This is a genomic window from Streptomyces sp. NPDC101776, assembly GCF_044766845.1.
Lineage (GTDB): Bacteria > Actinomycetota > Actinomycetes > Streptomycetales > Streptomycetaceae > Streptomyces.
Window position 1 is genome coordinate 144,759 of record NZ_JBIWMV010000014.1, and the last position, 11,924, is coordinate 156,682.

The 11,924-nt window shown below is 72.5% G+C and carries 9 protein-coding genes; 5 read left to right on the top strand and 4 right to left on the bottom strand.

All coding sequences use genetic code 11. The features are described 5' to 3' along the window. Positions 1 to 337: 337 nt before the first annotated feature. The 3 genes from ACIRRY_RS34330 to ACIRRY_RS34340 all read left to right on the top strand — a co-directional run bounded on the left by ACIRRY_RS34330 (position 338) and on the right by ACIRRY_RS34340 (position 5,507). On the top strand, positions 338 to 1,339 hold the full coding sequence (locus tag ACIRRY_RS34330) for an SMI1/KNR4 family protein (protein WP_403980596.1): 1,002 nt from the start codon (positions 338 to 340) through the stop codon (positions 1,337 to 1,339). 8 nt (positions 1,340 to 1,347) lie between these two features. Then, complete coding sequence (locus ACIRRY_RS34335; protein ID WP_403980599.1) at positions 1,348 to 4,431, top strand: SUKH-4 family immunity protein; 3,084 nt, start codon at positions 1,348 to 1,350, stop codon at positions 4,429 to 4,431. A 188-nt stretch (positions 4,432 to 4,619) separates the two neighbouring features. Beyond that, on the top strand, positions 4,620 to 5,507 hold the full coding sequence (locus ACIRRY_RS34340; protein ID WP_403980601.1) for a cellulose-binding protein: 888 nt from the start codon (positions 4,620 to 4,622) through the stop codon (positions 5,505 to 5,507). A 69-nt stretch (positions 5,508 to 5,576) separates the two neighbouring features. Here ACIRRY_RS34340 and ACIRRY_RS34345 read toward each other — a convergent pair whose 3' ends face one another. The 4 genes from ACIRRY_RS34345 to ACIRRY_RS34360 all read right to left on the bottom strand — a co-directional run bounded on the left by ACIRRY_RS34345 (position 5,577) and on the right by ACIRRY_RS34360 (position 10,228). Beyond that, positions 5,577 to 6,185, bottom strand: a complete 609-nt coding sequence (locus ACIRRY_RS34345; RefSeq protein ID WP_403980604.1) for a hypothetical protein — start codon at positions 6,183 to 6,185, stop codon at positions 5,577 to 5,579. Then, positions 6,182 to 7,888, bottom strand: coding sequence for a PHP domain-containing protein (locus tag ACIRRY_RS34350; protein ID WP_403980606.1), 1,707 nt, complete (start codon positions 7,886 to 7,888; stop codon positions 6,182 to 6,184). Before ACIRRY_RS34350 ends, ACIRRY_RS34345 begins: the two co-directional genes overlap by 4 nt. A 157-nt stretch (positions 7,889 to 8,045) precedes the next feature. Then, positions 8,046 to 9,743 carry a cation acetate symporter gene (locus tag ACIRRY_RS34355; protein ID WP_403980609.1) on the bottom strand — a complete coding sequence of 566 codons (1,698 nt, stop codon included), beginning with the start codon at positions 9,741 to 9,743 and terminating at the stop codon, positions 8,046 to 8,048. After that, positions 9,740 to 10,228, bottom strand: coding sequence for a DUF485 domain-containing protein (locus tag ACIRRY_RS34360; protein ID WP_403980611.1), 489 nt, complete (start codon positions 10,226 to 10,228; stop codon positions 9,740 to 9,742). The genes ACIRRY_RS34355 and ACIRRY_RS34360 overlap by 4 nt, the downstream gene beginning before the upstream one ends. Before the next feature lie 338 nt (positions 10,229 to 10,566). Between ACIRRY_RS34360 and ACIRRY_RS34365 the strand changes: the two genes are divergently transcribed. Next, positions 10,567 to 10,860 carry a polyprenyl synthetase gene (locus ACIRRY_RS34365; protein WP_403980614.1) on the top strand — a complete coding sequence of 98 codons (294 nt, stop codon included), beginning with the start codon at positions 10,567 to 10,569 and terminating at the stop codon, positions 10,858 to 10,860. Further along, positions 10,850 to 11,905 carry a polyprenyl synthetase family protein gene (locus ACIRRY_RS34370; RefSeq protein WP_403980616.1) on the top strand — a complete coding sequence of 352 codons (1,056 nt, stop codon included), beginning with the start codon at positions 10,850 to 10,852 and terminating at the stop codon, positions 11,903 to 11,905. The genes ACIRRY_RS34365 and ACIRRY_RS34370 overlap by 11 nt, the downstream gene beginning before the upstream one ends. Positions 11,906 to 11,924 lie beyond the last annotated feature (19 nt).

An 11,924-nucleotide genomic window follows, 5' to 3' on the forward strand; every position in this document is an offset into this window, starting at 1 on the left:
CCAAATGCCGTGGCTGGTGCGGTAGCTGGGGCGGTGCGACACGCCAGGGCTTCGGCGGGCTGTCACGGCGCTGTGACGTCAGGTCACGGAAGCGAAGGTCCGGTGCGGGGTGCGGTGCGTTCGGCGCGGGGTGCGGTGAGAGGGTGCCGCCGACCGCTGCCGGTGACCGGTGCCGCCGTACCGCATAGGCTGTCCGCACCGCGTTCCACGCGGTCGACGCGTGGAGACAGTCGAACGAAGACGTCAAGAAGACGAGACAGTCGATACGGGGCACGGTGGGGCGAGTTGGACATGCGCCTGCTGTGAATCGTACTGAATGCCGCAGGGGGCAACCGCCATGACGACAGGTCGGCTCGGGCAGCGAGCCGCGCCACCGAACGCGGCCTACGCCGGGCAGGTCGTGCACTTCCCGGACCCGGTCCGGGCGGCCCGTCACCCCAGAGGGGTGCGGATGGACGAGCACGGTTACCCCGACTTCTCGCCGTACGCGCGCGCTGCGGCCGAGATCGCGGAGCCTCCGGAGGGCTTCGGGGTCGACGAGCTGCGGCTGACGGACTATGTCTCGGCGAACGCGGCCCTCGCCGCGACCGGTCATGAGCTGTGGGACACCGTGCCCGCCGTCGCCACCCCGCACGGCTGGACCTGGCACCACGTGGTCGGCACCCGGCGCCTCGAACTCGTCCCCGTCGACGTCAAGGCGCTGCTGCGCCACCACGGCGGGATCGCCACCTCGGCCGTCGACCACGACAAGCGCGGCACCCGTCCCCTCCAGGAGACCCGCCCCGCGCACTTCGGGCTGCCGAAGTCGACGGTGGCGGTCACCGAGGCCCAGGTGCAGGGCGTCGAGGAGGACCTCGGCTACCGACTCCCGGGCGCCTACCGCTCGTTCCTCAAGGCGGCCGGCGGCTCCGCGCCCATCGGCACCGCCCTGGACGCCGAGTTGGGGCTGCTGATCGACCAGCCGTTCTTCACGGTCCGCGAAGAGGCCGCCGTCAACGACCTTGTGTATGTCAATAAGTGCCTGCGCGATCACCTCACCAAGGACTATCTGGGGGTCGGTTTCGTCCAGGGCGGTCTGCTCGCGGTGAAGGTGAAGGGGCAGGCGATCGGTTCGGTCTGGTTCTGCGCCTACGACGACGCCCGCGACGTCGATCCGTCCTGGGCGCCGGCCGCCCGCGTGGAGCGGCTGCTGTTGTCCGCCGGGGCCGACTTCGACCAGTTCCTCGCCCGACTCGCGGGAAATCCACCGGAGTTGGAGACGGTGGCGAATCTGATGGTGGACGGCGGGTTCGCGCGGTCCGTTCCGGTGCCGTCCGCGGCGTCCGCGGTGGGGGAGTGAGCTGACCGATGGTGACCTTCGCGCAGGCGCAGGAGCGCGCCGAGGAGTGGATCAACGGCGATGTGCCGTCGTACCAGCATCGCGAGGTGCGGGTGCGGGAGTTCGAACTCGGCTTCGTGATCTGGGCCGAGGACCGGGCCGAGGGGCCGCGTTCGGACGGCGGCGCCCAGCGGCTGGTGCTCGCCCGCGACAGCGGCGAGGCCACGCTGTGGCCCTCGCTGCCGGTGGGTGAGGTCATCCGCCGCTACGAGGAGGAGTACGGCCGTGCCGACGAGGTCGCCGACGCGGTACCGGCCGCCGCGCCGCCTGCCCGGGTGGACCTCAATCAGACCTCGTTCCTGCTGAGTCCCCCGGAGTGGTTGCAGGAGGCGGCGGACAAGCTGGGGATTCCGGACCGGCGGGGGGAGTCGGCTTCGACTCCGGCCGGGGGTGTGGGGAGTGGTGCTTCGCCTTCGGCTTCGGCCGGGGGTGTGCGGGGTGGTGCTTCGCCTTCGGCTTCGGCCGGGAGTGCGGGGGTCGGTTCTTCGGCTTCTAGTCCCGCTGCGGGGCCGGGAGTTGGGGCTTCGCCTTCGGGCTCGGGGCCGGGACCGGTTCCGGGTGCGAGTGTGGGTGTGGGGTCGGGTTCGGTGCGGAGTTCGCTTCCGGAGACGCAGGCCGGGGTGCCGACCGCTTCGGCGTGGCCGGATGCCGGGGGGTCCGAGGTGCCGGAATCGCCCGCCGTGCCCGCCGGGGCCACCCCCTGGGCGGGGACCGACACCAACGCGGATGCCGGCGAGGACCGTTCGGTACCGCTGCCCGCGACCGTCTTCGCGCCACCGCTGAGCGAGCCCGAGGACACCACCCCGGCCGACGCCCAGACCGCCCTGATGTCCGGCGGAAGTCAACTCCCGCGTACGGCTGTGTCTCCGGCGATGGGCGAGCCCAACTCGGGGCGTGGCGGCGGGGGTTCGCAGGGTCCGCAGGGGCCGGGCGGGCGGCCGGGTGTGCCGCAGGGCAACGCGCCGTCGTCGTACGGGTATCCGCAGGGGCAGGGACAGCCTGGGGCGCCGGGTTCGTCGCCTTACGGGTATCCCCAGGGGGCCGGTGGGCCGGGTACCCCGCCGCCGCCCGGTCCCGGGGGTGCGCAGGGTGCGCCGCAGCCGGGTCCCTCGTCGTACGGGTATCCCCAAGGGGCCGGTGCTCCGGGTACCCCGCCGCCGGCGCCCGGTGGTCCGCAGGGTGCGCCTTCGCCGGGGTCCGCCTATGGGTATCCGCAGGGTCCGGGCGGAGCCGGAAACGTGCCTCAGCCTCCGGGTGGGCCCGGTGTGCCCGGGCGGGGGCTCGCGCCCAACGCCGGGGACATCGCCGACGCCGCCACCAGCAAGGCGGCGCCTCCGCCGCGCCGGGGCGGTGGTTCGAGGACGCCTCCTCCGCCGGGTGCGCCGGGGACGCCGGGTGCGCGGCCGGGCGGTGCGCCTGCCTCGCCGCCGCCTCCTCCGCCGCTGCCGGGCGGGGGGTATGTGGCCACGCAGATGGTTTCCGGGCTCGGTCCGGACGGGCCTGAGCCGCCGGCCGGTCCGGGTGCGCCTGGAGGGCAGGGCGGTCAGGGCGGCTACGCGGGGCCCGGCGCGCCTCAGCCGCCGGGTGCGCGCGGTGGACCCGGTGCGCCGAACACTCCCGGGGGGCCGCCTCCTGGTGGGGTGCACCATGCCGCGACCATGTTCGCCGATCCCGGGCAGAGTGGGCCCGGGGGCGCGGGGCCGAGGGCTCCGCAGCCGCCGGGTGCCCCTGGCGCTCCCGGCTCTCCCGGTGCGCCTCAGCCGTCGAACGCCCCCGGGATGCCCGGTTCGCAAGGTGGCGCCCCCGGTGCCGTGCACCACGCGGAGACCGTGCTGGCCGGGCCCCCGGTGGGTGGGCCCGGTGCGCCTCCGCCGCCGCAATTCCCGGGCGCGCCCGGTGCGTTGGGCGGTCCCGGTATGCCGCCGGGCGCCCCGCCGCAGGGCGCGGTACCGCCCGGAGTCATGCCTCCCGGTGCCATGCCGCCCCCGGGGCAGCAGATGCCCGGCGGCCCCGTGCCCGCGCCCGGGCAGCCCTTCCCCGGGCAGCAGCAGCCTGCCTACGGCTATCCGCAGCAGGGGCAGCCGACCGTCGGGCCGGGCTATCAGGCCGTGTTGCGCTACCGCGCGCCGGACGGTTCCGAGCAGCAGCTGATCCGGCGGTCCGCGCCGGGAACGCCGCATCCGGAGTGGCAGATCTTCCACGAGCTGCGCGGCATGAACATCCCGCCGGACCAAGTACTCGAACTGCACACGGAGTTGGAGTCCTGCGAACTGCCGGGCGCGTACTGCGCGCGGATGATCCGCGAACAGTGGCCGCAGGCCCGCATCGCGAGCATCGCGCCGTACGGCACGGATCACGCGAGCCGGCAGCAGGGGATGCGCGAACTCCTCGCCCACCAGGGCGAGTTGCACCAGGTGGCCGACGGGCCGGCTCGACTCGCCCCGGTGCGGGCGCCGTTGCCGCCGGTGCAGTCGACGCCGCCGATCCCGCCGGAGGCGATCGCGCAGGAACTGGCGGGCGCGTTCGGGCCGGGAGTCTTCCGGTTCGAGCAGGCGGCGGTGTCCCGGCAGGGCGTACCGCCGGTCGTCGCGCACACCCTGGTCGCGGCGGGGCTGCCGATGGACATGGGCCCGTTCTTCTGGGCGCAGGCCCAACCCGGCCGCCCGGTACCGACGTTGGCCGAACTCGCGCAGGAGCGCGGGGTACGGCCGTCCGCCGACGCGGGCTCCTACCTCGTCATGGGCAGCGACTTCGGCAAGGCGATCTGCGTCCAGTACGGCACGGCCAACATCGTCGCCGTGCCCGTGGAGGCGGGGCCGGGCGGTGCGCCCGTACCGCCGCAGTTCGTGAACACCGGGCTGCCCGAGTTCGCGCGCTGTCTGGCGCTGCTCGGCCGGATGTGGCGACTGCGGTACGGGCTCAACCAGGAGCAGGCGGGCCGCTGGACCGTCGACTTCCAGGCGCAGCTCGCCTCGCTGGATCCGGCGGCGCTGGGTTCGCCGGAGAGCTGGTGGTCGGTGCTGCTGGAGCAGATGTGGGACGGGCTGCTGTGACGCCGCTCCGCTGAACAGGCCGTACGGAAAGGGCCGGACCCGGTCGGACGACCGGGTCCGGCCCTTTTTGCCTGGATGACGCCCGTGACCTGTCTGCGGAGTGTCGCGTTATGAGCACTTACGCCCGATCCATCAAGATATGCGCGAAATCATCATTTCGTGTCCGTCGGGTGGAGAGGGGTTCCAGGATGAGCAGCGCATCGGTGTCGCCACGTGGCTTCGTGGCAGTACGGGGGCGCGGCTACCGCCCCGACCAGGTCGATCCGTACGCGGCGGCGATCTCACGTCACCGGGACGCGGCCTGGGAACGGGCCGCGCGGCTGACCGTACTGGCCAGGGACATGGAGGCGGAGGCCGAGCGGCTGCGGGAGACCGTCGCGCGGCTCGCCCCGCAGACGTACGAGACGCTCGGCGAGCGGGCGCAGCGGCTGTTCCACCTGGGGGTGGAGGAGGCGGCGGCCCTACGGGACTCCGCGCGGAGTGCGGCGGACGACCAGGTCGCGCAGGCCGAGGCGCGCGCCGCGGGCGTGCTCCAAGCCGCGCGCGACGACGCGGACGCGCTCCGCGCGGAGGTCGAGGAACGCGCCCGGCAGCGGCTCCTCGCCGCCCGCGCCGAGGCCGACGACATCCGGATCGGCGCGCGGCGCGAGGTGAAGGAGGGGCGCACGGAAGCGCTGTCCGCGCTGCGTGAGGTGCGGCAACGTACCGCCGCGATGCTGGGGGATCAGGCCAAGGAGCACGACGAGCGGTGGGCCGGGGCGGAGCGGTCCTTGGAGGCGCGGGTGGTTGCCTCGGACGCGGAGTACGCGGAGCGGCTGGCGCGGGCGGAGGCGGGGCTTGCCGAGGCCGAACAGGCTTTTGCCGAGGCGGAGTTGTCGGACCGGCGGCGGCAGGGGGAGGCGGCGGAGCGGGCGGACGAGGTCGTGGCGGAGGCGCGGGTGCGGGCGGAGCGGGTTGCTCGGGATACGGAGCGGGTGCTGCGCGAGCACGGGGAGACGTGGGACGACGTGCAGGCGCACATGGATCATGTGCGGAGTAGTTTGACGGCGCTTACGGGGCGGGCGGCGGCTGAGTGAACGGGGGCGCGGTTGTGGTTGTGCGCGGGCCCGGTGGGGGCTGGTCGCGCAGTTCCCCGCGCCCCTTGGCTAGCTGGTGTGATCGGCACAACAAGGTGTCGGGTTGGGGACCTCGAAGGGGGCCAGGGTGCCGCCTGCCGCTGGGACCAAGGCCAGTACCAACTGACCCTCGCGCCACTCGGGGCGTACGTGGTCCTGGGTGTGCACGGGGGTCGTAGGGGCCGGGGTTTCGCCCGACGTCGCGCCCACCACGGTCACCCGGTCGATTGCCGTCAGTTCGAGCAGATCTGACAGTGGGATCGTGCCGTTCAAGTGTTCCGCGCCGGGGAACAGGACTGCCCGGCCCGATCGTCGTGCCGTGTGCTCGGTCGCCGCCAGGGCTGCCGCCTCGGAAGGCCCGTGTCTACGGTCGTTCAAGGACGCGCCCAGCTCCGTATGCGTCTCCGTGAGCCGTTGCCATGCCTCCGCCGCCGCCCCACCATCAGCCAACTCCAGCGATACGGCCGTCCCCCTCCGGGTGTCCGTGCGGATCAGGTGAGTGCAGGCAACCGTCCCCGCTGGAAGCTCAAGCGTGGTCGTCAGGTCGCGGATCAGGTGGTCCGCCTCGCGGAGGGTCGCCGTGCCGGCGTCCACCCCTATGACGGAGTGGACGCCGTACGGGTCGTAGGGGGTGGTCATGCGGGGAGGACCCACATCGGGTTGGAGTAGAACCAGAGGTCCTTCCACGGGTCGGCGTCGCCGAGGACGTCCATCGCGGGGCCCGCGGGGTCGATCGCCGCGCCGTTGATGCCTACGGCGGAGCGGTTGCCGTCGGTGCCGCGGAGGCGAACGTAGACCGGCTTGTCCAGGCGGCCGAGGGAGTACGTGAGGCGGACCGTGCCGGTGGACTTGTCGACCTCGAAGGACTTGACGACCTTCGTCGCCGGGGTGGCGAAGGTGTCCTTGTCCTTGACCGGGCCGGTGACGTCGCCCTGGATGACGTCGACGCGGGCCAGAGTGGGCTGGAACTGGGCCCAGTTGGGGCCGTTGGCGAGGCTGATCCTGATGACCAGGTCGACCTGGGCGCCGCGGCGGACGTGCAGCGAGCCGCCGAGGGTGACCTCGCGGCCGCCGGAGGAGAGGCGGGCGTCGAGGCCGCTGATCAGGCCGCCGTGGTCGACCCAGACGCGGCCCGCGCGGATGCCGTCCATGACCGCCTTGTACGCGAAGGAGGTCGAGCCGACGTGCGTGCGGGAGTACTGGCCGGGCCAGAAGTCGGTGTCGGTGAGGCTGATGCCGCCGCTGTAGACGGGGTCCTCGTAGCGGCCGTTGGCGTTGAAGTCGCCGCCGGGGCCGCGCAGGGCGGTGTCCGCGTAGACGTTGTGGGAGTCGGAGTTGGCGGTGATCCACCAGGGCTTGCCCTCGGCGAGGAGGCTGTCCCACAGGCCGCCGACCGTCGAGGTCATCCAGTCGAAGCCGCCCCAGGTGCGGTAACTCTCCAACGGGTAACCGGCGAAGGAGTCGGCGCTCGGGCTGCCGTCGTAGATGCCGCGTCCGCCGCCGGGGCCGTTCGGCTTGGGGATGCCGCCCGCCTGGTGGCCGGGGGCGCCCTCCATGCCGACCGCGATCGTGGGCTGCGCGTCGCGCCAGCCGCGGATCTCGTGCGGGGAGTCGATGCCCTTGCGGGCGGGGTGGTTGGCGAGGAACAGGGCGTCCTTGACCTTGCGGCGGCGGACCTGGTCGGCGAGGAAGTTGACGCCCGCGATCGCGAGGGCCTCGTTGGCGGGCGAGTTGCCGCTCGCGTTCTTCACGCTGCCGTCGAAGGAGTTCTCGAACTCCTTGAGTACGGCTACCTCGTTGGCGCCGGGGTGCACGAACACCGTGCCGTGCTCGGCGCCCGGGATGTTCCACTCCATGCCCTGGAAGACGAGAGTGTCGTCGGTCTTGTCACGGGCGTCGACGATGTCCGGGTTGACCTTCTCCACACCGATCTTGGCGTGCGCGACGCTGCCGTGGTCGGTGATGACCATCCAGTCCAGGCCGTGCGCGTTCGCCTGGCGTACGTGGTCGATGACGCGGTACTTGGCGTCGCTGCTGTACTGGGTGTGGATGTGGTGGTCGCCGGCCAGCCACAGGTAACCGCCGTTGCCCTTCGACGACTTGGCCGTGTGCTCCTGCACCGACGCGGCTGCCTCCCCCGCGCCGGCGAGCACGCTGCCCGCGGCAAGACCCGCGCCCAGCAATCCGGTTCGGCGCAGCATGCCTCTTCGTGACAGCTGGCTGGGCGTCAACTCGGCGTCCGGGATGGATGTGTCGAGAGCGGGCGGCAGCGACGAGGTGTCCCCGTCCCCGTGGTGATGGTGGTGGTGACCGTGGTCGCCGTGACTGTGGCCGTGGCTCATGTTCAACTCCCGCTGATGCAGGGACCTTCACGCTCGGACGTGCAGAGTCTGGAAAGGAGCGGTGAACAACGGGAGTCGGGGTGGTGGTGTGGCAAAGAACGAGTCATGCACGGCTACAACGTCGGTCATGCACGGCTACAGCGTGGGTCATGCACGGCTACGGCGTGGGTCGTGCGGGGCTTCTGCGCCGGTCGTCCGGTGTCTCTCCGTGTGTCTCCCGGCCGTCCCTCCGTACCGCGCCCGCCAGGATCCAGCCCTCCAACGCGTCGTACCGCCCGCGCTGTTCCTCCTCCGTGCGGCGGCCCGAGGCGACCGTGCCCAGCCAGCCGAAGGCGAAGCCGAGCGGGATCGTGACCAGGCCCGTGGTGGTGAACGGGAACCAGTTGAAGTCGGCCTGCGGGAAGGCGGCGGCGGGGGAGCCGGAGACCAGGTTCGTGCCCGGCATCAGCACCAGGACGGCCAGGGTGCCGCCAATGAGCGTGCTGAGCAGGCCTGTTCGGGTGTAGCGGCGCCAGAAGAGGCTGTAGACGAGGGCGGGCGCTATGGCCGAGGCGCCCAGGCAGAAGGACAGGGTCACCAGGGGTTGCAGGCCCCGGTGCTGGACCAGTGTCGCGAGCAGGATCGCCAAAACGCCCACCGCCAGCGCCGAGTAGCGGGCCAGTGTCGTCTCGCGGCGGACCGGGATCTCCTGGACGCGGGTCGCGAAGACGTCGTGGGCAAGGGAGTTGGCGGACGCGAGGATCATTCCGGCGACCGAGGCGAGCAGGGTCAGGAAGACGGCCGTGGTGACGGTGGTGAGGAGGAGGGTCTCCGTCGTCGACATGTCCGCCCCGAACACCGCACGTGAGCCCAGGAGATAGGCCGTGTTGCCCTGCGGGTCCGCCCGCGCGATCGCCGCCCGGCCGATCAACGCCGTCGCGCCGAACCCGACGACCGTCACGATCACCACGAACAGTGCCACGCTCGACACGGCCCACGACATCGACCGCCGTACCTGCCGGGCGCTCGACGCGGTGTACATGCGCATCGTGATGTGCGGCAGACAGGCGCCGCCGATCACCACCGTCAGCTGTGAACTGATCATGTCCAGCCGGGGACTTGGGCCGCCCGCGAACTGGAGTCCCGAGTGCAGGAAGGCCGGTCCGGCGCCGCTGCGGTCCGCGGCGGTGTCGAAGAACTGGCCCAAGTCCCAGTGGAAACGGTTCAGGAGGAGTACGGCGATGACGGCTCCGGACCCGAGCAGCATCACGATCTTCAGGATCTGGATGAGGGCGGTGCCCTTCATGCCGCCGATCGCCGCGTAGCTGATCATCAGCGCGCCCAGGCCGATGATGCAGCCGGTCTGGAGGAAGTCGCTGGAGAAGCCGAGGATGAACGCCAACAGCTGTCCCGCGCCCGCGAGTTGGACCAGCATCAACGGCAGCAGCGCGATGATGGTCACCGTGCACGCGACGATCCGCACGGACCGGCCCGGCATCCGGCGGGCGAGCGCGTCGCCCATCGTGAACCGGCCCGTGTTGCGCAGCGGTTCGGCCAGCAGGAACATCAGCAGCAGCAACGAGAGGGCCGTGCTCAGCGCGAGCACCACGCCGTCGTAGCCGTACAGGGCGATCACCCCGCCCGTGCCCAGCACGCTCGCCGCGGAGATGTAGTCACCGGCTATGGCAAGGCCGTTGCGCAGGGGCGAGAGGGAGCCGTAGCCCGTGTAGAACTCGTCGAGGTCGTCGCCGTCGGGGCCCGTCAGCACGCAGAGCAGGAAGGTGATCGTGGCGACGGTGGAGAAGGCCACCAGCGACATGGTCTGCGAGGAGTCGCGGAGGCCGGTCAGCGCGGTCGTCGTGCTCGGCGCGGTCATCGTGCCGCCTCCCGTCTGGCGTCCAGTTCGGCCTGCTTGCGGAAGCGCTCCGCGAGGGGGTCGACGCGCTGCCGGGCCGTGTGCTCGTAGAGCGCTATCGCCAGCCAGGTGACGGGCAGTTGGACCAGCGCGAGCAGCAGCCCGGTGGGCACACCGCCGGCGACGGTGCTCGCCATCAGCGCGGGCGCGAACGCGGAGAGCCCGAGGAAGAGACAGAAGTAGCCGAGCGCGGCACTGGTCGCCACCCGGCGCTGACGGCGGTACGCGCCGCGCAGGATGCGCAGATCGCTGTGGTTGCCGAGGGCGGGACGGCGGGGCGGGCGGCGGCGTTCGGGCGGGGGCGGGGGTGGTTGCCAGGGGTAGGTGACGGTGGGTGGAGTCGGGGGTGGTGCCTGGCCGTACGGGTCGTACCGGCGGGGCTCGGGTGACGAACGCACATCGTCCGGGCGGTATGCGTCATGCGGAGGGTACGGGTCGTAGGACATCCCGTGCTCCTTGCGTGGCTCGGGTCCGTGGCGGCGGACCGCAGGGAGTGGGCGGAGCGGGTCACGCATGTTACTCGCCGGTTGGGGGATGTGGGCGCTTTTCTCCGAACTGGGCGGTCGGTGCGCACTTGCCGTGTCCATCGGGCGCTGACCTCGGGTGTTGTCCGGGTTGACGGGGTGTCCGGGGGTCCGGGGCGAACACGATGGCGGTGGCCGGACGGTCGAGCGAGGTGATCACTCGATCGTGAGTTTCTCCTCCCGCGTGCCCGATGTGTCGCGATCCTGACAGGAGGGCGGGCGATCGGTGTCGCCCGCACGTACCAGGGGTGAGGTGTGCCATGACGCGGGCGGCGGAGCGACACGAGGGTCTGGACGAACGGGCGTTACTGCTGGTGGCCGGGCTGGCCGAACTGGCGGTGAGTACGGCGGGGGCGGTGGCGGGCTCGGCCCTGGGGGTGGTGCGGGGGCTGCTGCGCCGCTCGGACGCCGCCGAGTTGGCGGCGGACGCCGAGCGGGATCTGACGGCGCGCGGGCGCCTGGTGCTCGACCGGTACACGGTCGTGCCCCCGGCCCATCTGGAGACCCTCGCCCGGCACGCCCTCGCCCGGCGGGCCGCGGCCGATGGCGTCTGAGCGGTGGGAGCCGGCCGCTTTCAAGGGCCGGGTCGACCAGGTGCTCCAGCGGTTCGTGGCCGAGGAGGCCGAGCGGTTCGCGGAGATCGACCCGGCCCTCGACCCGGTCGCCGGGCAACTGGAAGCCGCGGTCGCGGACGGCAAACGGCTGCGGGCGGCGTTCTGTTACTGGGGCTGGCGCGCGGTCGGCCAGCCCGACAGCGACGCGCTGGTGCGGGCGGCGGCCTCGATGGAACTCGTGCACGCCGCCGCGGTCGTGCACGACGACCTCATCGACGACAGCCCGCTGCGGCACGGCCGCCCCACCGCCCACATCGCGCTGCGCGGCGCCGTACGCCGCCGCCCGCGCGCCGTCGCGGCCGCCAGGTCCCTCGCCCTGCTGGTGGGGGACCTGCTGATGGGCATGGCGGGGGAGTTGTTCGCCACCAGCGGGCTGCCCGCCGCGTATCTCGCCCGGGCCCGCCCGCTGTGGTCCGTGCTGGCAAGGGAGTTGATCGCGGGGGAGTGTCTGGAGATCCTGCGCACCGGGGCCGAGCCGGACACCGCCGCGTCCCTGAAGGTGATCCGGTACAAGACCGCCAAGTACACCGTGGAACAGCCCCTGTTGATCGGCGGCGCGCTGGCCGGGGCCGGCGGCCGGCTGCGCGAGGGCTACTCGGCGTACGGGCTGCCGCTGGGCGAGGCCTTCCAGTTGCGGGACGACGTCCTCGGCCTGTTCGGGGACCCGGCACACACCGGCAAGGCCAACGCCGACGACGTGCGCGGCCACCGGCCCACGGCCCTGCTGGCGGAGACCTGGCGCGGCGCCGGCACCGAGGACCGGGAGCGGCTGCGCGCGCTGATGGGCCAACGAGGCCTGGACGAGGCGGGGTTGCACACGGTGCGCGAGACCATGCGCCGGCTGAAGGCGCCCGACCGGGTCGAGGGCATGATCACCGCCCGGGTCGAGGAAGCGCTCGACGCCCTCCACGACCTGAACGTCCCCGCCCCCGCCGAGGCCGCGCTGACCGAACTGGCCCACTCGGCGGCGGTCCGTCTCTCTTGACCCGTGGCCCGTGTGCCCG